Below are 23,040 nucleotides of genomic sequence, written 5' to 3'. Positions count from 1 at the left end.
TCTTTTAGGGATAGTTTCTCCTAAAGTGAAAGAAAAATGTAAAAAGAGCACTGAGATTTCCCTCAGTGCTCTTTCCTTATTTAAGGCGTTTTTCAAGCTCCGCCTTCTTCTCTTCAAAGCCTGGTTTTCCAAGAAGGGCGAACATATTTACTTTGTATGCTTCCACTCCCGGTTGATCAAATGGATTCACACCAAGAAGGTATCCACTCATCGCACATGCTTTCTCGAAGAAGTACACCAGGTAACCGAATGTGTATGCATCCATTGCAGGAATTTCCACGATCAGGTTTGGTACGCCACCATCTGTATGGGCAAGCAATGTCCCTTCAAATGCTTTGTTGTTTACAAAATCCACTGTTTCACCGGCTAAGTAATTCAAGCCGTCCAAATCACTGTCAGCCTTCTCGATTTTCAGCTCATGACGTGGCTCTGAAACCTTGATGACTGTTTCAAAAATGTCACGGCGTCCTTCTTGAACATATTGTCCAAGAGAATGAAGATCTGTTGAGAAGTTAGCTGAAGAAGGATAAATTCCTTTTTGGTCTTTTCCTTCACTCTCTCCAAATAGCTGTTTCCACCATTCAGAAAAGTATTGTAAACCTGGCTCATAGTTAATAAGCATTTCAATTGTTTTTCCTTTATTATATAGTGCGTTACGAACAGCAGCATATTGATACGCAGGATTCTCTGTGAGCTCGGATTTTCCGAAATCTTCACGTGCCTGTGCAGCACCGCTCATCATCGTCTCGATTTCCACTCCGCTAGCTGCAATCGGAAGCAGCCCAACTGCTGTCAGCACAGAATAGCGACCGCCTATATCATCAGGAACGACGAATGTTTCATAACCTTCATCTGTTGCCAGGGTTTTAAGGGCACCTTTTGATTTATCCGTTGTCGCATAAATGCGCTTGCGTGCTTCTTCCACACCGTACTTTTCTTCCAGCATGTTGCGGAATATGCGGAAAGCGAGTGCCGGTTCTGTCGTTGTACCGGACTTGGAAATCACATTGATGGAGAAATCTTTTCCATCAAGAAGGTCCATTAAGTCCCTCATGTAAGTGGAACTGATGTTTTGTCCAACGAACAGGACTTGTGGAGTGGAACGCTTTTCTTTCGGCAGGGCATTGTAGAAGCTATGATTCAGCATTTCAATCGCCGCACGGGCCCCCAAGTAAGATCCACCTATTCCGATCACTAACAGCACATCGGAATCACTTTTAATTTTCTCGGCTGATTTCTGAATGCGTGAAAATTCTTCTTTATCGTACTCAACAGGAAGGTCGATCCATCCCAGGAAATCGTTTCCTGCACCTGTTTGTTCATGTAACGAATGATGAGCCACCTTTACGGCATCACTTAGATATGTAAGTTCGTGTTCTCCAAAAAACGATAACGCTTTTGAATAATCAAAACGAATGTGTGTCATAACCATCCTCCGATTAAAATATTTTCTTCTATCTCACTTTATCGAAAGCTGACCCGAGAATCAAGAAAGCTCCCTTTATGTAAGCGTGTGCATTGAAAACTTTTTTTCAACAACCGTACTCACCCGCTTATGTTCCCCTAATTATTGGTGTACAAACCAATAAAGAAGGACGGATGAAGAGTGATTGGCATGAAAAATAAAGTTTTCATTGGGGAAAGCATGGTCAATCCGGCCGTTTTGTAGAAAAATCCAGCCGAAATGATTCAGAATCCAGCCGTTTCACTCCTAAATCCAGCCGAAATCACAAAAAATCCAGCCTATTAACTTTATTTTCCAACTCTCACGAAAGAAGAGGGACGGACCTCTTTCACAAGGTCCGTCCCTCCCAGTATCGATCATAGAGATGCTCTCAGAATTGCAAGAACGTCTTCTTTGTTTAATTTATTGAAGTTACCGAATTCGCCGTTCACCATGGCTTTGTCTGCCATCAGGTCCAGTTGGCTGTCGTCGATATCATAGTCTGCCAAACGGGACGGTGCTCCGATGCTTGTCCAGAATTCGCGAAGCTTTTCGATTCCTTCCAGTGCCACTTCTTCTTCAGATTTACCGGCAGGGTCTACATTGAATACGCGTTCTGCCAGTTGAGCAAATCGTGCAGGATTCACTTTCAGGTTATGCTTCATCCAGTTAGGGAATAGAATCGCGAGTCCACCTGCATGCGGGATGTCGTATACGGCTGACACCGCATGTTCAATGTTATGGCTTGCCCAGTCACCGTTGTAGCCCATTTGCAGCATTCCATTAAGGGCAATTGTCCCTGAGTACAGAATCGTCTCGCGAAGCTCGTAGTTTTCAAGATCGTTGATCAACTTCGGAGCTGTTTCAATAACCGTAGTCAGAACGGACTCACACATACGGTCTTGTAAAGGCGTGTTTGTTGCATTATTGAAATACTGTTCAAACACGTGACTCATCATGTCCACCATACCGTAGATTGTATGATCTTTCGGTACTGTGAACGTATTTTCCGGATCCAGGATAGAGAATTGCGGGAACGTCACAGGACTGCCCCATCCATATTTCTCATTCGTTTCCCAATTCGTGATAACAGATCCTGCATTCATTTCAGAACCTGTCGCTGCAAGAGTCAGGACTGTTCCGAATGGAAGGGCTTCTTTCGCAAAAGCTTTCTTCGTTACAAGATCCCATGCATCTCCATCATATTTTGCACCTGCAGCAATTGCTTTTGTACAGTCGATGACACTTCCGCCACCAACAGCTAAAATAAATTCGATATTATTTTCTTTACTTATCTCTACACCTCGTCTGACTGTGGAAAGACGCGGATTCGGTTCTACTCCGGAAAGCTCGAATACTTCGCTGTCAATATCTTTCAATACGGACATTACCTGATCGTATAAACCATTACGCTTAATGCTTCCGCCACCATATACGACAAGCACTTTTTTACCATATTGAGGTACCAATTCTTTCAGCTGTTCTACTTGTCCTTTTCCAAAAATCAATTTGGTTGGATTGTAAAAAGTAAATTCATTCATTATTTGTTACCTCCTTGTATTTTGTAAGGGCCGAACTATTTCGTTACCCAAAATGTCTTCAACACATTTCCTATTATCGAATATATCATCCCCAAAATGCAAAGAACTTGCACAAGGAAATTTTGTTGCAGTCAAACTGAATAGGAATAAGCGCAATGGGAAACTTATAAATGAGCCATTCAATAAGGAGGAAAACAACATGAGTGCAATTCAACGTATTGCTTTGGTTCTTACCATTATTGGTGCTGTGAACTGGGGACTAATCGGTTTCTTTCAATTCGATCTTGTTGCAGCCATCTTTGGTGGTCAAGACGCCGCTCTATCCCGAATCATATACGGATTAGTTGGTATAGCCGGTCTAATTAACCTTGGACTGTTATTCAAACCAACGGAAGAGCTTGAAAGAGAACCTCATACTGAGCCTACGCGCTATTAAAGAAAAGCGGGGTATCTCCCGTATCATCTTAAAAAGGTGACCCATCCTCTGGGTCACCTTTCTTATTTCAGTAACTTTTTAATGATCTGCATACCAAATCTTCCACTTGGATAACGGAAGCTTAAGTCAAACTTCGTCGTCTGTTTTAAGATGCTTTTGTAATGTGAAAAGGTTGAAAAGCTTGATTCCCCGTGGTAATTTCCAATTCCGCTCTCCCCTACCCCTCCGAAAGGAAGATATGGAGTAACGATGTGCATCAGTGTATCATTCACACAACCGCCCCCGTAAGAAATCGATTCATTGATTCTATCTTCTGTGATTGGATTGCTTGTAAACAGATAAAGGGCCAACGGTTTCGGTCGCTCGGTCACAAATTCAATGACTTCCTCAAGTTCCTCATATTCAATGACCGGGAATATCGGTCCGAATATTTCATCCTGCATCACCGGTACAGTAAAATCTCTCGGCTTCATTAAAGTCGGTTCAATTTTTAAGCTCCCAGGATCCACATTTCCCCCTAAGAGGATTTCACCATCTTCCAAATAGCTTGTTAACCGATTGAAATGACGTTCGTTGACGACCCGCCCAAACTTATCACTTTTAAGCGGTTCTGTTCCATAAAATTCAATAACCGTTTTCTTAAATTCAGTGATAAATTCATCTTTCTTGCTCTTGTGAATAAAGAGGTAATCAGGTGCAATACACGTTTGCCCGGCATTTGTTACTTTACCGAAGGCGATGCGCTTCGCAGCCAGAGGGATATCCGCCGTTTCATCCACGATACAAGGACTTTTCCCACCAAGTTCAAGAGTGACGGGTATCAACTGCTTTGCCGCTGCTTCCATCACCACTTTTCCGACGGGGACGCTCCCGGTAAAGAAAATATAATCGAATGGCTGTTTCAGGAGATGCTGTGTCGTTTCTACTCCACCTTCTATCACGAAAAGCTGTCTTGGGTCAAAATGAGTATTAATCATTTCCGCTAATAAAGCTGATGTAGCAGGAGTTAATTCTGACGGTTTAATGATGGCTGTATTCCCGGCTGCCATCGCTCCAATGACAGGGGCCAGTGCAAGCTGGATCGGGTAATTCCATGGTGCGATGATTAGTGTAACCCCATAAGGCTCCGGGACGGTATAGGCTTTGGAGCCAATATGTGTTTTCGCCGTTTTAACCTTTTTTGGTTCTGCCCATTCGTCGATATTCTTCAGAACGAATCTAATTTCTTCCAGCAGGATACCGATTTCTGTCGCATACGTTTCCATCTCTGATTTATTTAGATCTCTTTTCAATGCATCGATGATTTCTGCTTCATGGTTTTTTATGACTGCTGAGAACTTCTCTAGCAAGTCTTTTCTATATTGTATTGGCCGGGTAACCCCTGACTTAAAAAATTGCTTATGCTGTTGAAGTGTTGATTCAACCGTTTCAAGAGAAGTTTCCTCTATAATCATTTCAGTTGACACATGAATCCCTCCGAATCATTAATGTTTAATAGTTTAAACATAAGAACATTTTTATCGTATCACGATTTCTCTTTATTGCCAATTTCAATGATTTTACCCACAATTGATGCTCTCTAATCATTTCGATACTTAATAGAAAATTCCTTTACAAACCGAAAAAAGAACGTATCCCCAATAAATTGAGGATACGTTCTCTATATTATGCGATCGTTACACCCAACCTCTGAATCTAGAGGCTTCAGCCATTTTGCGTGCGCCGACCATGTATGCGGCGAGTCGCATATTCACTCGACGATTCTGAGATGTTTCGTATACATTGTTGAAAGCTTCGACAAGTTTAGCATGAAGCTTCTCGTTTACTTCTTCTTCCGTCCAATAGTACCCTTGATTATTCTGAACCCATTCGAAATATGAAACCGTTACTCCACCCGCACTTGCTAGTACGTCTGGAACAAGCAGGATTCCTCTTTCAGAAAGAATTCGTGTTGCTTCAAAGGTAGTCGGACCGTTTGCAGCTTCTACCACAATGGATGCTTTAATATCATAGACATTCTCTTCAGTGATTTGGTTTGAAATCGCTGCAGGGACAAGGATGTCACACTCCAGTTCCAATAATTCCTTATTTGAAATCGTGTTTTCAAATAGTGTCGTTACTGTACCGAAGCTATCCCGACGGTCCAACAGATAATCAATATCCAAACCAGCCGGATCATGAAGGGCGCCTTGGGCATCGGAAATGGCAATGACCTTTGCACCGGCATCATGCATGAACTTCGCTAAGAAACTGCCGGCATTTCCAAAACCTTGGATGACGACGCGTGCACCTTTGATGTCGATGCCCCGTTTCTTTGCAGCTTGGTCAATACAGATGGTAACACCTTGAGCCGTCGCCTTTTCACGACCTTGTGAACCACCAAGGACAATCGGTTTTCCTGTAATGAATCCTGGTGAGTCATTTTCACGAAGACGGCTGTATTCATCCATCATCCAAGCCATGATTTGTGAGTTTGTGTACACATCAGGTGCCGGGATATCCTTTGTAGGGCCGACAATTTGACTGATGGCACGAACATAGCCGCGGCTTAGCTTTTCCAGTTCAGTGAAAGACATCGTTCTCGGATCACAGATGATCCCGCCTTTTCCTCCACCGTACGGTAAATCAACAATTCCGCATTTCAAGCTCATCCACATGGATAAAGCCTTTACTTCCTCTTCATCCACTTCAGGGTGGAATCGCACTCCGCCCTTGGTAGGTCCGACTGCGTCATTATGTTGTGCACGGTAGCCCGTAAATACTCTGATACTGCCATCGTCCATTCGAACCGGAATACGAACGGTCAACATACGAATCGGCTCTTTCAGAAGTTCATACATTTCTTCCGTATATCCTAGCTTGGATAAAGCATCATTGATGACATGCTGTGTAGAAGTAAACAGATTAAGGTTTTCTCCCATTGTAAACATTCGCCTCTTTATTATGTGATCTGAAACGTTGTAATTGTAACATATTACCGTATCTTAAACCATTGACTTGGGAAAGAAATAATTTTTATTTTCACGCCTGTTCCAGTCGGTTTAAGAAAAAAACTTTTAACCCAACCGGGAATTAAGACAGTACTTTTTTGATTCTTTCGATTGCCCAATCCAGGTCTTCTTGTGAGATAACAAGTGGTGGAGCAAAACGAATCACTGTATCATGTGTTTCTTTACAAAGCAGCCCCTCTTCTTTCAGTTGTTCACAGTATTTACGGGCTGGTTCGTTAAGTTCCACTCCGATAAATAATCCGCTACCACGAACGTCCTTAATCATAGGATTATCTATCTCACGAAGTTTACTCATAAAGTATTCTCCCATTTGAAGCGAACGGTCTGCCAGGTTTTCATCGATCAGTACATCAAGGGACGCAACGGAAACCGCACATGCCATTGGATTCCCTCCGAAAGTAGAACCGTGGGAGCCAGGGTTGAACACGCCTAATACTTCTTCATTGGCCACAACACATGAAATAGGGAACACTCCGCCTCCAAGTGCTTTTCCTAAAATGTACATGTCAGGATCAACATCTTCCCACTCACACGCGAACATTTTCCCGGAACGGGCAAGACCTGCCTGAATTTCGTCTGCAATGAATAGAACGTTGTTTTCTTTACATAATTCATATGCTGCTTTCATGAAGCCTTTAGGAGGGAAGACGATCCCTGCCTCCCCCTGGATCGGTTCGATAAGGAAAGCTGCTGTATTTGGAGTGATGGCTTCTTTTAAAGCATCCAGATCACCGTAAGGAATCAAGTTGATTCCTGGAAGCATCGGACCGAAACCACGCTTGTATTCTTCTTCGGAAGAAAGGGAAACAGCTGTCATCGTTCTTCCGTGGAAATTCCCGTTACACGCGATGATTTCCGCACTGTTTTCTGCTACACCCTTCACATCATACGCCCAGCGGCGAGCTGTCTTGATCGCCGTTTCTACTGCCTCGGCACCCGTATTCATTGGAAGAGCCATGTCTTTACCAGTCATCTTACAAATCTTCTCATACCAAGGGGCTAATTGATCATTGTGGAACGCACGTGACGTCAGGGTCACACGGTCTGCTTGATCTTTTAACGCCTGGATGATCTTTGGATGACGATGTCCCTGGTTGACCGCTGAATAAGCGCTAAGCATATCCATATACTTATTGCCTTCCGGATCTTTCACCCATACACCCTCCGCCTCTGAAATGACGATTGGAAGTGGATGATAATTTTTCGCACCATATTTCTCCGTTTGTTCAATAATCGAATGAGTACTTACTGTCATATAGTTTCCTCCTTAGGTAATGAAAAAAATAATTGTTTATATACTAGGATGGAGCCCCCGCAGAAAAAGGCCCCCTCCCGTTTTCATACTCTTAATTTGTTTCTGATGTTGTTTTTACTTGAAGGTGAAGCAGAAGATAATCCGGTACGCCCGCTTTGGAATCGGTACCTGACATGTTGAACCCACCAAATGGATGGTAGCCGACGAGTCCTCCTGTACATCTCTATTGAAGTAAATCTGTGAATGGTTCGTGTTTGTTTGTAAGGAATCATGTGGGTATTTCCCCTTTAATTCATCGTGTGTCGAGGTTCCTTAACTAACACGCAAAAAATATTTGCATTTAGAAAACCCTTACACTTATAATAATGCAAAAGATAGTTGCATTTTTCAAGAGTTTTTTTAAAATTTTTTATAATCCCACTCTTTTCGCGGATTCCTTTGAAACCAAGTCCTAAATCAAACAGCGAACGGCTGAAAATTCGCGCAAAAAAGAAGACTATAGACGATACGTTTTGCAGTAAGATCTAACCAAAATGAAGAGGAGAGAGACAGCATGCTGGAGTCTGAAAAACGTTTATATATGTACGAAAAAGTCGCTGAACATCTCGAATCAGGCGTTCATGTAATCGATTCTACCGGAAGAACCATCATTTACAATCGCAAAATGCGTGAAATCGAAGGCATGGATATTGAAGACGTCCTGGATAAAAATTTGCTGGATGTTTTCCAATTTCATTCTGAAGAGGAAAGTACCCTTCTTAAAGTTCTAAGCACAAAGGAACCTACCCTTAATGTGAAGCAAACTTACTTTAATATAAATGGAATCGAAATCACTACGATGAACGATACATTCCCTATTTTTCATGATGAGGCGTTGATTGGAGCGATTGAGATTGCCAGGGACATCACCAAGCTCGAAAAAGTGATGAGGGATCATATACATAAGCGCCCAAGCAGCTTATATACCTTTGATAGCATTATCGGTCGGCATCACCGCCTGCAGGACGCAGTGGAAACCGGAAAGCGGGCGACAAGGACTTCTTCCCCTGTGTTAATCTGTGGTGAAATCGGGACCGGCAAAGAGCTTTTCGCTCAAAGCATCCATAACGACAGTGCCCGTGCCAATCGTCCCTTCATTACCCAGAACTGTTCTTCATTACGTGATGATATGCTTGAAAAAATCTTGTTTCACGAGGAGGAGGAAGCGAGCAACCCGGAAGATCACCGGCCCTCCCTCTTCCAACAAGCACATGGAGGAACGCTTCTCCTCGACGAAATCAACTCATTAACCCCTTCCCTCCAGGAGAAGCTATTAAACTTCTTTTCACGAGGGACGGACCTTCCATACGATGTTCGGGTGATGGCGACGGTGAACGAGGATCCCATCGACGCCATCGCAGAAGGACGGTTATTGAAGGACCTCTATTACAGGCTGAGCATTGTTTCAATCTTCATCCCTTCTCTCCGTTCGAGAAAAGAAGATTTACCGGAGATTGTGAACTATTTCATTGACCAGTTCAACCACCATTTTGCCATGAGTATTAAGGGCATTTCGAATGAAGTACGGGAAATTTTCCAGCAATATGACTGGCCAGGCAATGTGAGGGAGCTTGAGCATGTCATCGAGGGAGCTTTTAATCTTGTTGGGTTTGAAGAGGAGATCGGTTTCAATCATCTTCCATTTGGTTTCAGGCAACGCATCCACCACTCCGCTGCCGGAGAAGAAAGCCAAGATGAATCTTTGTTCCTCTACCAATCCGGAACAGAGATCAAGCCGCTGGAGATTTTCATTGAAGAAGCCGAAACCTATTATATTCAAAAATCTTTGAAATACCATGACTTTAATATCACCAAAACGGCGAAGTCCCTTGGAATGAGCCGGCAGAATCTGCAGTATCGGATTCGGAAGTACGGGATCGAACGGAATTCGTTTTAATGTTGGTCGGCCACTTTCTCTTTTTAGGGAGTGGCTTTTTGGTTTTGGGGATGGGGTGAATTGGGGATGGGGTGAATTGGGGTTGCGGAATTTGTTGACACTGAAAAAGAGACAACCTATATAAAGGTTGTCTCTAAACATCATCATTGAGAGTAGAAGGGTGAACCATAACCTTCACGTTTATGGTTTGATCAATTTGGAATCCGTGATAAAGCGTACGCCTTCCGTTGATTCCAAAGAGAACACTCCTCCCCTCCCTTCTTTTACATCCAATATAATCCGGAAATGCTTCCAATACTCATATTGTTGTTCGTTCATATAAAAAGGACAGTCGGCTACAGTACCTACTAATACATCACAGTCACCGATGATCAAATCATCCTGACTTAAACACATAGGAGAACTGCCATCACAACAGCCTCCAGATTGATGAAAAAGGAGGGCACCGTGCTTGCCTTTTAACGTTTCAATCAGATGGAGGGCTTGTTCTGTCGCCTCTAGTCGCTGTTCCATTTTAGAAGAATCCTAACGCTTTAGGACTATAGCTAACTAGTAAATTCTTCGTTTGTTGATAGTGTGATAGCATCATTTTATGATTTTCGCGCCCGATACCGGACATTTTGTATCCACCAAATGCCGCATGTGCCGGGTATTGGTGATAACAGTTAGTCCATACGCGTCCTGCTTGAACCTCTCTACCGAAACGGTAAGCCGTGTTCATGTCACGCGTCCACACACCTGCTCCTAGTCCATAAAGAGTATCATTGGCAATTTCAAGTGCTTCTTCTTTCGTTTTGAACGTTGTAACGGAAACAACAGGGCCAAAGATTTCTTCTTGGAAAATACGCATTTTGTTGTTGCCTTTGAAGACGGTCGGCTTCACATAGAAACCTGCTTCCTGATCTCCATCCAGTGTATTCTGCTCACCACCGATGAGTAATTCCGCTCCCTCTTCTTTCCCAATTTCAATATAAGATAGAATCTTATCCAATTGTTCTTGAGAAGCTTGGGCACCCAGCATTGTATCTGAATCTAACGGGTTCCCCTGCTTGATTTGTTTCACGCGTTCGATCGCACGCTCCATGAACTTATCGTAGATCGATTCCTGGATTAGCGCTCTTGAAGGACATGTACACACTTCTCCTTGATTAAGTGCAAACATGACGAAACCTTCCACTGCTTTATCAAGGAAATCATCATCCTGATCCATTACATCTTCAAAGAATATATTTGGTGATTTACCACCAAGCTCCAAAGTGACAGGGATAATGTTTTGAGAAGCATATTGCATGATCAGTCGACCTGTTGTCGTTTCACCTGTGAAGGCTACCTTACCAACACGCTTACTTTGCGCAAGAGGTTTCCCTGCTTCCACTCCAAATCCTTGAACAACATTCAGTACACCTTTAGGCAGCAGGTCTTTAATCAGTTCAACCAGAACCATGATGGAAGCAGGTGTTTGCTCAGCAGGCTTCAAGACTACACAATTACCCGCAGCAAGGGCAGGGGCAATCTTCCATACACCCATCAGAATCGGGAAGTTCCAAGGGATGATCTGGGCTACAACCCCGATCGGCTCATGGAAATGATAAGAGACCGTATCATTATCGATTTCACCAAGAGATCCTTCCTGACCTCTGATACATCCGGCGAAATAACGGAAGTGATCAATGGCAAGTGGTAAATCAGCCGCCAGTGTTTCACGAACCGGCTTACCATTATCCCATGTTTCGGCTACAGCAAGCATTTCTAAGTTTTCTTCCATACGATCGGCGATTTTATTTAAGATAATGGATCTTTCCGTAACAGAGGTTTTACCCCATGCGTCTTTTGATGCATGCGCTGCATCTAATGCCTTTTCCACATCTTCTTTATTCGACCGGGCAATTTTCGTGAAAACTTTCCCCGTAACAGGTGATACATTTTCAAAATATTCTCCACTTGCCGGCGGCACATATTCGCCACCAATAAAGTTCTCATACTTGTCTTTGAATTGTACCAATGAACCTTCAGTATTCGGATTATTATAAAGCATCTAAGATCCTCCTGTATTTATGTATTTTTCTATATGTAAAGCGCTTTCATTATCATTATATGCCATTTATGAGGTACGGACAAGTATGTTGTTTAAAAATTCTTTATTTTTCGTTAATTTACGATAATTTTTTTGACAGAGCAAATAGCAACAAACTTTATGAAAAGAACCACAAAAAGACGACAACCCTCTTTATGAGGATCATCGCCTGTTCTTGGACTAATCAGTATTACTGTATACTTTCGAGATCACGATATCTTCATCCGTCATAATGTGCCCATGACTTTTCTTTAGTGCATCCTCCAGATGGTCAGGCATTTTCTCCGATTCGTACGCACAGACGATGGTCAGGTCATACTCATGAATAGCACGATCCGTTTCTTCTTCGAACCACTCGATGATGGAAGCCGGGTCTTCCAATGTGCCCCATTCCACATTTGTCCACGAGCGAAAAGGTATATCGTTCTCTAAAAATGGAGTAATGGATTTCGTTAATTGTTCATAAATGGCTGGCGGGTGGTAACTTCCACTCGATTGATAGAAATCAAAGTTACTGATAACGTGAATTTTCTTTAATTGGTCGCTGGTTAAATGATTGTTTAACCGTTTAAGCAATACATTCAGGTTCCTCTCGTTCTCAATCAGAACAACGGAATCCCCCTTTTCGATCCCCTCGAGAACATACGCAACGGCATTTTCTAGATATCGGTTTCGATCATGATATGAATAGAGGATATGAGTGCATTGATTTTCATTTAATAGACTCCCTATTTTCTCTTTCAATTCATCCCGCCTTTCATTATAGTATAGATTCTCTAAGATAAATCAGAACTCCTCTTTTTCAAAAACAGGATTAAAAAAAGACCGCCCTCCAAGAAAGGCAGTCTTCTTATAAATTGTATTATTTCTTGATTAGATCTTGACGTTCTGATTGTTCGATCCACTCTTCAAGCTTGTCTTTAAGAGTGTTGAAGCCAGCTGGTGTTGTTTCTTCGTTTGCTTGCTTTACACTTCCTTGACCTTGACGGCGAGGTTTTTTCGCTGCTGCAGGTTTTGCTTGTGGTGCTGCAGGAGCTTCTTCTGTAGCACGGATAGAAAGGCTGATTTTACCAGCTTTTTCGTCCACTGATAATACTTTGACCTTTACTTCGTCGCCTACTGAAAGGTGCTCGCTAACGTCTTTAACAAAGCCGTGAGTGATTTCAGAGATATGAACTAATCCTTGTGTTTCTTCGTCAAGTGCAACGAACGCTCCGTATGGTTGAATGCCTGTAACTTTACCTGTTACAACAGTTCCTGTTTCGAATTTTGTAGTCATGGTAACACTCCTAGTATATATATTATTTTTCGTCTTTACACGCAATTGTAGATTATATCATAGAATCCGGGATTCGGCAAAATTTAATTCTGTCTGACCAATAAAACAAACCCCATTTTTCTTCGATTTCCATCTATAATTGCATTCTCACTAGTTATGCTTCCCAATAATTAATATTATTAAAACAGTGTAAATTTAGCACTCTTTATTAGTCTTTATAGATTTCTTCTGCCTCAGAAGACAAAATGACCGGTGTCGTCTGAACCCAACGATCTGGCTTAACGAAATTCACACTTCTTAACTCCTCATATACTTCTTTCAGGTGAAAGGATGTTGTGTAATCTGGATACTCTTTCAGTATATATCGGTAGGTTTCTTCTACATGTGATTTCAACTCATCACTTTCATTGAAGATGGGCTGATACACATTTCCATCTGTAAAGTATTGATAGAGAAGATTGTATTCATGTTTCACTTCTACCCTGAATCTTGAGTTATCCGGTAATTCCTTTAACATCTTTTCGTAGTCCATCAAGCGATCAGCTGCTTCTTGCCATGTTCCTGTCAATTCACCTGCTTGAATGACTGGATCAAAACGGGTGATCAAATACAATTCATAGCCTTCCGGTAAGGCTTCACGATTCGTGATCATCCTGAAGTACTCCACATCCAATGTAGTTTCAAGCCGGTCCGTCTCACTGTTATACGATAGCTTAACAGCATTATTGAATATTCCTTCCCGTAACAACCATAGTTTTGGGGGATAGTCATTTTTTACATGATTGAACTCCTTCATATTGAACTTTCCATTCTCAACATGAGGCTTCCAATATTCCTTATAATCATTCAGCACGTCCTCATATCGAGGGAGAACATCTTGTTCCTTTTTAATAAAATCATCCATCCATACTTCTGCTTCTTCCTTCGATAAAGGAGCTTTCAGATTTTTCATCATCACATCAGGAGTGGCCAATATCTGATCCAACTCCTCACTCGCTCTCTGGACCCACTCCATTTTTCTTTCATTTGAGAAGTCCCGCTTTGGAATGGACTCGATATATGTGAGATGCCGATTTGCATCCCGGGCAATCACAGTCGAATTAAATATGACTTCCGTAAACCCGAGCCGCTCCATTGCTTGAGTTTTCCTTAACTCATATTGAGCTTTCGCATCTTCTATTTCCCTTTGAAGTCGTTGGTCTGCCTTACCGGCAAAATCAGCTTGATTCCCATTCTGTCTTCCTGGTTCATCCATCGTAAGCTGCAGGATGAGAACCGCACCGATCAGAAGTACACCAATGAAACTTGCAACGTATGGCCAATGAATAAGGGGTCGCTTCTTTTGGGATTTCCCTTCTTTTTTTATGGCTTGTATGATGTCTGAGGGATTGGTCTGATCCGGAATTTTCATATACGATTGATTCAATAATTCCATTCGTTTTTCGAGCATCTTGTCATCCATTCAATCTCCCCTCCCTCTTTTCAGCATCTTCCAGTTCTTTTTTCAAAAGGTTTTTTCCTCTTAATAACCTTGTTTTGACAGTAGATAGTTTGATTGACAGTATTTCAGCCATTTCTTCATACTTCTTTTCATGAAAATAGTAAAGGATGATTGGTATTTGATATTTACCATCCAGCTTTTGAATACATTCGTGGAGCATACGATCCTCTTCCTGTCTCAGGATACGTTCTTGAGGAGTAATGACGTTTTCTGAGGGTTCATTCCCGATCTTTTTCACTCGATTGTTGTGCTGATTTTCTCTTCGTTTAAAGTCCCTCGACACATTTAAAGTGATTTTATAGAGCCAGGTTGTAAACTTCGCATAAGAGAACCCGTCCAGAAACCGATATACACGAATGAACACTTCCTGGGTAATATCTGGTATATCCGCAAAAGAATTCCCCATCTGATAGGCAAACCGTTCCACGATGGGAGAATAATAGGTGATTAAATGACTATATGCCTGCAGATCTCCTTTTTTTGCACGCTCGATCAAGTGCCCATTTTCCACTCGAGTTTTCCCCCTTTCTCTTTGAAGCTCTCATTTATGTAACGATTATGAAGTGGATTTTGTTTCATTTATTTACAATTGAATCCATTTACTTAAAATAGACCACAAAAAAAAGCCTGATCCAATGAACATCGGATCAGACTATAGATTCTTGATGGTGATTGCTTTTTTCTTTTTCTGCTTTTGGATGAACGGCAAGGCATATAACATAAAGGCTGCGATGTGGGCGAATGCAAGGTTTGCAACAAACAGGCTCCACAGCGTCACATGTCCCCATCCTCCAAGTTCCGGAACGGCTACGTAATAAATAAATGCTGCCCATAAGGCTATAACAAATGGGATATGAAGAACCGCCCATTTACGATGTTCTACCCAAAGAAATAACGGAGTAGCGGTGGCGATAAAAAGATAAACAAGAAATACATCCATACTAAATCCCTCCAATCCGGTAGTAAACGCTTTCAATTATGGCGAAAAAAAGAATAATTTGTGAACGTTTTGTTACAATTAGTATACTACATTTTAGAGAAATTTCCAGCCCATTCAACATGTTTTTGACTACTTTTCTAGAAATTAGGTTAATTGTAATGTTTTCAAACGTTTTCACACATAATAAATGGAAATACATGTGCCCATATTGTTCGCTAACACTTATTTGATGGCATTCACCCCCATATTTCTTATATATTGAAAATTTAAAAATCCGGTGTACAGAGGGTGTAAAACATAGTACGATTGAAAAATCTTATTTTTTCGAAAGGAGGATTTTAATCTTGGCCAAAAAAGAACAATGGACTTCTAAAATTGGATTCATTCTGGCGGCTGCCGGTTCTGCTATAGGGCTCGGTGCCATTTGGAAATTCCCTTATATGGCAGGTGCAAATGGAGGGGGTGTCTTCTTCTTACTCTTTATCCTTTTCACCGTTTTGATCGGTGCCCCCATTCTCCTCGCAGAGTTTGTCATCGGAAGACGGACGGGAGCCGACGCCGTTACTTCCTACAAAAAGTTGGCGCCTCATTCTTATTGGCATTGGATCGGCTATTTAGGAACGGTTGTTTCTTTTATCATATTATCCTTTTACAGTGTTGTGGGCGGCTGGATCCTTTCTTATTTGGCCCGGAGTGTGACTGGCTCTTTAATCGGGAAAACTCAAGAGGGGTACGGAGCCTTATTCGAAAGCATCATTGCCAATCCAAAAGAAGTGCTGATTGCACAGTTCATTTTTATTGTCATCACAATCCTTGTCGTACAAGGCGGGATCCAAAAAGGGATTGAACGGGCAAGTCGTTATATGATGCCGGCATTATTTATTTTATTTATTATTTTAGTGATCAGGTCCCTTACCTTGGAAGGTGCTATGGAGGGTGTCCGCTTCCTGTTATTGCCTGACTGGAGCTATTTGAATGGGGAAACGGTATTACTTGCGTTAGGACAAGCGTTCTTTGCACTTACGGTCGGACTTTCTGTCATGGTGACGTATGCATCTTATCTTTCAAAAGAGGACAGCATGCCAAGATCCGCTATCAGTGTATCCGGGTTAAATATCTTTATCTCATTATTGGCAGGATTGGTCATTTTCCCTGCTGTGTACGCCCTTGGTTTCCAACCGGATGAAGGACCGGGAATTGCCTTTGTCGTACTGCCAGCCGTGTTTAATGAAATTGCATTCGGTGGCATTTTCTTAACAGTGTTCCTGATTTTACTATTGTTTGCAACCCTGACTTCTGCTTTCTCCATTCTTGAAATTGGAGTCGCAGCTCTGTCAAAAGGGAATCAATCGAAACGCAAGCCATTTACATGGTTAATAGGAATACTTGTTTTCTTTGCAGGGATTCCAAGCGCCCTTTCATTTGGAGTATTCGGTGATTTCCTCATCCAAGGAAAGAACTTCTTTGACTTTGCAGATTATATAACGAGTAACTTCGGATTGCCGATCGGTGCATTATTAATAAGCATATTTGTATCTTATCGACTGAAACGGGAAGACGTATGGAACGAACTCAAATCAGGATCTTCCATATCACCGGCATTATTCAACAGCTGGATCTTCCTTCTCCGCTATATCGTACCAGTAGCCATTCTACTTGTATTTTTAACCTAAATGAGAGGTCCGTCCCTGGAGGCGGGCTTTTTATTTTTAACATTTTGTTCACGAGAATGCGGGCTATTTTTTTCCAAATGATGATAAACTGTAGATATAAGGAAGGTATTCTATGGGGAGGGACTTTAGCATGTCACACTTTGGTGAGAATTTAAAACGGGTACGCGAAGAGCGCAAACTATCTCAACAGGAGCTTGCATTAAGGGCCAGATTAGGCACAAAGACGATTGAAAAGTATGAATCCGATGTACAGATTCCTGATACACAAACGATTCTTAAGCTGTCAACTGTACTTGATATACCCGCTTCTGAACTGATGGAACGGGAAGTGAAAGATCATCCTTCTACAGGTGTTGACGCTGAAATGGAACAGCTGATCAAAGAATTGGGGCCAAAACGAACAAAGCTGATCCTCCGAAAGGCGAAGGAATTCTCTGAAGAAGATTTCCTGCGTGTGATGCAAATGTTGTATGAACTGAAGTATGAAAAGAGCGAAACCTGAAAATGTTTATAAAATGATGTATAGATAGTGAAAAAAGGGGTCATACTGAAAATAAGCTTTCTAAGTATTCCCCCTTTTGTTTTCATTTGTTGGACGATATTTTATCGTCCTATTTTTTTTGCCCAAATAAAAAAGGTGCCAGGCACAAATGTGTTCTTTTGTGCCTGGCACCCTCATTCCCTAACTGTGATTCTCAACAAAACGCTTCATCCGTTTCACGGCTTCCTGCAGCTGCTCCATACTGGAGGCATAAGAACAACGAATATATCCTTCTCCCCCTTTACCGAACACATTACCGGGAACGACCGCAACTTTTTCTTCCATAAGAAGCTTTTCTGCGAATTCTTCTGAAGACATTCCCGTTTTCTTAATGGAAGGAAAGGCATAGAATGCTCCTCCCGGGGTGTGGCAGGTTAATCCGAACTCATTTAAAGAGTCAACAAAATAGTGTCGTCGATGACGATAGCTTCGCTTCATTTCCATCACATCATCCATCCCTTTATCGAGTGCCTCCACGGCAGCATGCTGAGCAGGGGTGGACGCACACATCATGGCGTATTGATGAATTTTAAGTAAGGACGAAGCGATCTCTTCAGGAGCACAAATAAACCCCAGTCTCCAGCCCGTCATGGCAAATCCTTTTGAGAAACCATTGATTACAATGGTTCTTTTTCTCATGTCCTTTAAAGAAGCAATGGACACATGGCGATGATCATAAGCAAGCTCAGAGTATATCTCATCTGATAGGACAACTAGATCATGCTTCCGAATCACCTCTGCTAATTCTTCAAGATTCTCTCTTTCAAGGACCGTCCCCGTTGGATTATTGGGCGAACAAAGTAAGACGGCTTTTGTACGGGGAGTGATGGCTGCTTCTAATTCTTCGGCTGTGACTTTGAAGTCATTTTCCGGCTTGGTTCCGACCGTTACCGCTACTCCACCTGCCAATTGAACAAGGGGTACATAGGAAACGAAGCCAGGTTCCACCACAATGACCTCATCTCCCTGGTCAATGATTGCACGCATACTGATATCAAGGGCTTGAGAGGCTCCGACTGTCACAATGATCTCATCTTTGGGATCGTAGTCTACGGAGTAGCCCTCTTTCATATAAGCGGCAATCTTCTCCCTCAGTTCCAATAGGCCTGCGTTCGCTGTATAAGAGGTGTAGCCTTGCTCCAAGGAAAGAATAGCGGCTTCCCGCACCGTCCAGGAGGTAATGAAATCCGGTTCCCCGACCCCGAGCGATATGACCCCTTCCATATTTGCTGCCAAATCAAAGAATTTCCGGATCCCTGAAGGCTTTAAGTTTTTCACAGACTGAGATATGTAAGATGTCTTTGTTTTCATGGAGACACCACAATTCGTTTATCTTCACCATGATCACCAAAAATGGTGCCATCATGTTTGTATTTCTTCAATTGAAAATGAGTGGTTGTAGATAAAACGGAATCCAGAGTCGACAGCTTTTCAGAAACGAACGTAGCTACTTCATGCATGGTCCGGCCCTCCACCGTTACAGAAAGGTCGTATGCTCCGGACATTAAATAAACGCTTTTCACTTCTTTGTAACGATAAATACGATGGGCCACTTCATCGAATCCCACTCCCCTTTTCGGAGCGACTTTCACATCGATCATCGCCGTTACCCCTTCATGACCTTCTACTTTGGACCAATCCACAACGGAACTGTATCTGACAAGAACATTGTCTTTTTCAAGCTTTTCGATCGCATTCTCTATTTCCTCTGTTGTTACTTGAAGCATTTTCGCTATATTCTCTGTGGAAATCCTGGCATCCTTTTGCAAAATCCTTACCAAATCAAGCTCCATTTCTCTTAGTTGCATTCTGCTTCCTCCTCATCACCACTAAATGATTTTATTATATCAGAAGTCGCTGGGATCATCACTTTAAGTCTATTTTCCCCATTACCTCCATAATTACAATTGGATATGGAACAACTTTCGACTAGGGGTGTTAAAAGCTGAAATAGGGGTAAAATATCTGTAAACCAAGTAGAGAGGAGTGACGAAGTATGCAAGAACAAGATTTTGCAAAGGTGGTTCAGGTGAATGGTGCCAATGTTTACTTTGAACATCACCAGCATCCTGCAGCCACTGAAACCTTCGTCCTTCTTCATGGATTTCTATCATCAACCTTTAGCTTTAGACGTCTAACGCCTCTATTGAAAGAAAATTATAATGTCATTTCCATCGATCTCCCACCCTTTGGGAACAGCGAGAAAAACAATCGATTCATCTATTCTTACGACAATCTGGCCAACACGGTTATCGCCTTATTAGACCACCTGAATGTTAGCAATGTCCACTTAACGGGCCATTCAATGGGTGGGCAGATCGCTCTGAACGTGATGAAAAAAGCACCATCCCTAGTCGAAAAGGGTGTACTCCTGTGCAGTTCCGGCTATCTCAAGAAAATGAAGTGGCCTGTCACGATGCTAAGTCATATTCCTTTTTTCCATCTGTATGTAAAACTGTGGCTTACACGATCAGGGATACGGAATAATCTTGAAAATGTCGTACATGATTCTAACATGATTGATGATGAAATGATGTTCGGGTATTTGAAGCCATTTCTTGAGGATGATATTTTCAAGGCATTGACGAGGATGATTCGAGATCGTGAAGGGGATTTAACGGTAAGCGATTTGCGCAACATTCAAACACCTTGCCTCCTTGTCTGGGGAGAACATGACAGAGTGGTCCCCTTATCCACGGGGCATAAGCTGAAACAGGATATCCCGAACTCAAGGCTCGTGATTTTAGAAGAAACCGGCCATCTCGTTCCTGAAGAGAAGCCTGAAGAAGTATTGGAACACATTCAGCAATTTGTATCCGCCCCTCCAGAAGGAATTACAGAGGACTCTCAGACACAGCCGCTATACAAAAAAGGACTTTCCCAAACGCTCATATCTGAAACGTAGGGAGAAGTCCCTTTTTTATGTTGATATTTAAATCGAACACGATCCGCTATTTTTGAATTAAATCAGCTTGTATTACCTATATTACTTTTAAAAAAGAAAAAACGATAAACAAATAATTTTCATCTTTTTCGATTACACCATATGATTACATTAACCATTACATATTTAGAAAGGGGACAAATTCGTGAGTAAATTTGAAGAAATCATCAACCGAAAAGGGTCATCCTCCGTTAAGTGGGACCTGACGAAGACGGTGTTTGGGAGGGACGATGTTCTGCCCATGTGGGTGGCAGATATGGATTTCCTTCCACCACAAAATGTGTTGGATGCCCTGCAGGATCGACTGAAACACGGGATCTTTGGTTACACCTTTGTTGGGGATGAAACGGCAGCAAGCATTAAGGAATGGCTCCAAAAACGTCACGGGTGGGAAATTGAGAAAACGTGGCTCCAATACAGTCCAGGAGTTGTACCGGCGATTTCGACCGTTATTCAGGCACTTACTGTTCCGGGAGATAAAGTGCTCGTACAATCCCCTGTCTATACACCCTTTTTCAGCCTGGTGGAGGACAATGACCGGGAAATTGTCAATGCTCAACTGGATTATGATGACGGAAGCTATTCTATCGATTTTAGTGCGTTTGAGGAATCTTTAAAATCTGGTGTGAAGCTCTTCTTATTATGTAATCCACATAATCCGAGCGGTCGTGTATGGAGGAAAAATGAGCTAATGAAAATAGCTGAATTATGCCTTCTGTACAATGTCGTGATCGTGTCCGATGAAATTCATTCAGATCTGGTTTATGAAACTCATACCCATATTCCACTGGCATCTCTTAATGACTCATTCAGAGATATCACGATCACGTGCATCGCACCAAGCAAAACCTTCAACCTTGCAGGATTGCAGGCTTCAGCCATGATCACTCCCAATCCGGATCTCCGGAAAAAAATCGCCGCCATTCATAAAAAACAGGGCTTCTTCACTCTTAACACGTTCGGGATTGTCGGAATGGAAGCAGCCTATCGCTTTGGCGAGGCATGGCTGGAAGAAATACTTGCGTACCTGCAGGAAAACGTGAGAGTCACTAAGGAATTCATTGAACAGCACCTGCCTGATGTGCAATTAGTGGACCCTGAAGGAACCTATTTGCTCTGGATAGATTGTACAAAGATGGAACTCTCTGATGAAGAGTTGAAGGAATGCCTACTGGACAAAGGAAAACTCGCATTGGAACCCGGAACGAAATACGGATCAGGCGGGGAAGGCTTTGTACGTATGAATATTGCTTGTCCACGAGAGACGTTGATGGATGGGTTGGAAAGATTGCGAAAAGCATTGGGCTAATCGAGGGGTTTATTTTCAACTTCTGCACTTTTATTTTCAACTTTTTTGTACCTGGTACATTTCAAGTCATTTGTACCAGGTACAAACTTTGTTGCAAGCCCACGCCTTATTCTACTTCTTCTTATCACTCACAATTTCCCCGCAGGCAATACGTTTACCGGAATCGCCTGAAGGCTGGGTCATTCCATCGTCTTTGTTTTCATCAATGATCAAAGAAGTCCCCTCTTTAGTGAAAAGGGACGTCTTCCCTTTCGTCAAGGTAACACCACCTGCCATCAGCTTGACTTTTGCTATGCCATCATCCTCAACAATGATGTTAGGAAGATCTCCTCCATGTGATCCCTCAGGATGAAGAAGTCCATGTTTTTTATCATCAGGATTGAAGTGATTCCCTGCAGATACAAAATCGGGTCGTTCACATACTCCTTTTTCGTGGATGTGAATCCCATGTTCACCAGGCGGCAAACCTTCTAGGTCCAATCCGACTTCCACTCCATCTGATTTCTCTTGCAGGATGGCTTTTCCAAGTGAATCCCCATTCTCATTTTTTATATCCACTTCAACCTTTTTGGGGTTTTCAATGGCACATGCCCCAAGTACTACACTCATCATGATCATATATAATAGTGATATTTTTTTCATTTCGCACTTCCTCCAAATCTGCATACTCTTTCACCATTGTTGACGTTGAGGTAGAAAAGTATTCCCTATTTTCACGAAAAACCACTGCGAATCTAGTGAAGCACGTTGTATGAACACAACAAAAAAACACGCCTATACATTTAAGCGTGTTCCACTCTTTTTATTCTCTTTCCCTTTTATGCTGCCCCGCTTCCTCTTCCATCTTCTTCGTTTTCAATTCTTCACGTTTTGAAACCTTTATAATTAAACGGAACGTCAATAAGGCAGCTATTAAGAAGATGGCCATGGTAATGCTTGCAGGGATATATTCCGACTTATCTTCAGGAAAGTATAGAAATAAATTTAATACATAAGAAGAAAGCATCGTAAGCTCCTTTCAAAAAACAAACTCTTCGTCTATTATACCAACACTGTAAAGGACAAACCAACTTGAAATCGCCACGTTTTTAACGATTTAATGAACAGGCTCTGAAACATGCCTCGACAATTTCCGAGGAAATATCCGTTTACCCTT

At 42.2% G+C, this 23,040-nt stretch carries 22 protein-coding genes; 6 read left to right on the top strand and 16 right to left on the bottom strand.

Features of this window, described 5'->3' with window-relative positions; translation table 11 throughout:
• Nucleotides 1-76 precede the first annotated feature (76 nt).
• Together ACOSV2_RS17600 and ACOSV2_RS17595 are read right to left on the bottom strand one after the other, a co-directional pair.
• Nucleotides 77-1,426: a glucose-6-phosphate isomerase gene (locus ACOSV2_RS17600; protein WP_428976247.1), complete on the bottom strand. Its 1,350-nt coding sequence runs from the start codon at nt 1,424-1,426 to the stop codon at nt 77-79.
• Between the two features lie 395 nt (nt 1,427-1,821).
• Nucleotides 1,822-2,985: an iron-containing alcohol dehydrogenase gene (locus ACOSV2_RS17595; RefSeq protein WP_428976246.1), complete on the bottom strand. Its 1,164-nt coding sequence runs from the start codon at nt 2,983-2,985 to the stop codon at nt 1,822-1,824.
• A 199-nt stretch (nt 2,986-3,184) separates the two neighbouring features.
• Between ACOSV2_RS17595 and ACOSV2_RS17590 the strand changes: the two genes are divergently transcribed.
• A complete protein-coding gene (locus ACOSV2_RS17590; RefSeq protein ID WP_113968895.1) occupies nt 3,185-3,421 on the top strand; it encodes a DUF378 domain-containing protein in 237 nt (78 codons plus the stop codon).
• A 62-nt stretch (nt 3,422-3,483) separates the two neighbouring features.
• Here ACOSV2_RS17590 and ACOSV2_RS17585 read toward each other — a convergent pair whose 3' ends face one another.
• The 3 genes from ACOSV2_RS17585 to ACOSV2_RS17575 form a co-directional block, all read right to left on the bottom strand.
• Nucleotides 3,484-4,875, bottom strand: coding sequence for an aldehyde dehydrogenase (locus ACOSV2_RS17585; RefSeq protein ID WP_428976302.1), 1,392 nt, complete (start codon nt 4,873-4,875; stop codon nt 3,484-3,486).
• Nucleotides 4,876-5,097: 222 nt separating this feature from the next.
• On the bottom strand, nt 5,098-6,342 hold the full coding sequence (locus tag ACOSV2_RS17580; protein WP_113968897.1) for a Glu/Leu/Phe/Val family dehydrogenase: 1,245 nt from the start codon (nt 6,340-6,342) through the stop codon (nt 5,098-5,100).
• A gap of 151 nt (nt 6,343-6,493) precedes the next feature.
• On the bottom strand, nt 6,494-7,687 hold the full coding sequence (locus ACOSV2_RS17575; protein ID WP_397554243.1) for an ornithine--oxo-acid transaminase: 1,194 nt from the start codon (nt 7,685-7,687) through the stop codon (nt 6,494-6,496).
• Between the two features lie 553 nt (nt 7,688-8,240).
• On the opposite strand from ACOSV2_RS17575, the gene ACOSV2_RS17570 reads away from it, so the two are divergent.
• The gene (locus ACOSV2_RS17570) at nt 8,241-9,623 is read left to right on the top strand and encodes a sigma-54 interaction domain-containing protein (protein ID WP_428976245.1); all 1,383 of its coding nucleotides are present in this window, start codon (nt 8,241-8,243) and stop codon (nt 9,621-9,623) included.
• A 180-nt stretch (nt 9,624-9,803) separates the two neighbouring features.
• Here ACOSV2_RS17570 and ACOSV2_RS17565 read toward each other — a convergent pair whose 3' ends face one another.
• The 7 genes from ACOSV2_RS17565 to ACOSV2_RS17535 form a co-directional block, all read right to left on the bottom strand.
• Nucleotides 9,804-10,136 (bottom strand): DUF779 domain-containing protein, encoded by a 333-nt coding sequence (locus ACOSV2_RS17565; RefSeq protein ID WP_428976244.1) that lies wholly within the window; start codon nt 10,134-10,136, stop codon nt 9,804-9,806.
• A 1-nt stretch (nt 10,137) separates the two neighbouring features.
• Nucleotides 10,138-11,658, bottom strand: coding sequence for an aldehyde dehydrogenase (gene adh, locus ACOSV2_RS17560; RefSeq protein WP_428976243.1), 1,521 nt, complete (start codon nt 11,656-11,658; stop codon nt 10,138-10,140).
• Nucleotides 11,659-11,877: 219 nt separating this feature from the next.
• Nucleotides 11,878-12,441: an MEDS domain-containing protein gene (locus tag ACOSV2_RS17555; RefSeq protein WP_428976242.1), complete on the bottom strand. Its 564-nt coding sequence runs from the start codon at nt 12,439-12,441 to the stop codon at nt 11,878-11,880.
• A 118-nt stretch (nt 12,442-12,559) separates the two neighbouring features.
• A complete protein-coding gene (gene yugI, locus ACOSV2_RS17550) occupies nt 12,560-12,976 on the bottom strand; it encodes a S1 domain-containing post-transcriptional regulator GSP13 (RefSeq protein ID WP_113968910.1) in 417 nt (138 codons plus the stop codon).
• A gap of 208 nt (nt 12,977-13,184) precedes the next feature.
• Nucleotides 13,185-14,438 (bottom strand): hypothetical protein, encoded by a 1,254-nt coding sequence (locus ACOSV2_RS17545; RefSeq protein WP_428976241.1) that lies wholly within the window; start codon nt 14,436-14,438, stop codon nt 13,185-13,187.
• Complete coding sequence (locus ACOSV2_RS17540; protein WP_428976240.1) at nt 14,431-14,988, bottom strand: RNA polymerase sigma factor; 558 nt, start codon at nt 14,986-14,988, stop codon at nt 14,431-14,433. The genes ACOSV2_RS17545 and ACOSV2_RS17540 overlap by 8 nt, the downstream gene beginning before the upstream one ends.
• 141 nt (nt 14,989-15,129) lie before the next feature.
• Nucleotides 15,130-15,417 (bottom strand): spore morphogenesis/germination protein YwcE, encoded by a 288-nt coding sequence (locus ACOSV2_RS17535; protein WP_428976239.1) that lies wholly within the window; start codon nt 15,415-15,417, stop codon nt 15,130-15,132.
• 344 nt (nt 15,418-15,761) lie between these two features.
• Here ACOSV2_RS17535 and ACOSV2_RS17530 point away from each other — a divergent pair, with 344 nt between their 5' ends.
• Together ACOSV2_RS17530 and ACOSV2_RS17525 are read left to right on the top strand one after the other, a co-directional pair.
• Complete coding sequence (locus ACOSV2_RS17530; protein ID WP_428976238.1) at nt 15,762-17,090, top strand: sodium-dependent transporter; 1,329 nt, start codon at nt 15,762-15,764, stop codon at nt 17,088-17,090.
• Between the two features lie 130 nt (nt 17,091-17,220).
• Nucleotides 17,221-17,592, top strand: a complete 372-nt coding sequence (locus ACOSV2_RS17525) for a helix-turn-helix domain-containing protein (protein ID WP_428976237.1) — start codon at nt 17,221-17,223, stop codon at nt 17,590-17,592.
• Between the two features lie 180 nt (nt 17,593-17,772).
• Here ACOSV2_RS17525 and ACOSV2_RS17520 read toward each other — a convergent pair whose 3' ends face one another.
• Both ACOSV2_RS17520 and ACOSV2_RS17515 read right to left on the bottom strand, forming a co-directional pair.
• On the bottom strand, nt 17,773-18,942 hold the full coding sequence (locus tag ACOSV2_RS17520) for an aminotransferase (protein WP_428976236.1): 1,170 nt from the start codon (nt 18,940-18,942) through the stop codon (nt 17,773-17,775).
• Nucleotides 18,939-19,439 carry an Lrp/AsnC family transcriptional regulator gene (locus ACOSV2_RS17515; RefSeq protein WP_397554233.1) on the bottom strand — a complete coding sequence of 167 codons (501 nt, stop codon included), beginning with the start codon at nt 19,437-19,439 and terminating at the stop codon, nt 18,939-18,941. Before ACOSV2_RS17515 ends, ACOSV2_RS17520 begins: the two co-directional genes overlap by 4 nt.
• A gap of 188 nt (nt 19,440-19,627) precedes the next feature.
• Between ACOSV2_RS17515 and ACOSV2_RS17510 the strand changes: the two genes are divergently transcribed.
• Together ACOSV2_RS17510 and ACOSV2_RS17505 are read left to right on the top strand one after the other, a co-directional pair.
• Nucleotides 19,628-20,536: an alpha/beta fold hydrolase gene (locus ACOSV2_RS17510; protein WP_428976235.1), complete on the top strand. Its 909-nt coding sequence runs from the start codon at nt 19,628-19,630 to the stop codon at nt 20,534-20,536.
• Nucleotides 20,537-20,720: 184 nt separating this feature from the next.
• Nucleotides 20,721-21,884: a MalY/PatB family protein gene (locus ACOSV2_RS17505; RefSeq protein WP_428976234.1), complete on the top strand. Its 1,164-nt coding sequence runs from the start codon at nt 20,721-20,723 to the stop codon at nt 21,882-21,884.
• 111 nt (nt 21,885-21,995) lie between these two features.
• On the opposite strand, the gene ACOSV2_RS17500 is transcribed toward ACOSV2_RS17505, so the two are convergent.
• On the bottom strand, nt 21,996-22,526 hold the full coding sequence (locus tag ACOSV2_RS17500) for a superoxide dismutase family protein (protein ID WP_428976233.1): 531 nt from the start codon (nt 22,524-22,526) through the stop codon (nt 21,996-21,998).
• A gap of 160 nt (nt 22,527-22,686) precedes the next feature.
• Nucleotides 22,687-22,890 carry a hypothetical protein gene (locus tag ACOSV2_RS17495; protein ID WP_428976232.1) on the bottom strand — a complete coding sequence of 68 codons (204 nt, stop codon included), beginning with the start codon at nt 22,888-22,890 and terminating at the stop codon, nt 22,687-22,689.
• Nucleotides 22,891-23,040 lie beyond the last annotated feature (150 nt).

This window comes from Rossellomorea sp. DUT-2 (assembly GCF_052665285.1).
This window is presented reverse-complemented; position numbering and strand designations above follow the sequence as displayed.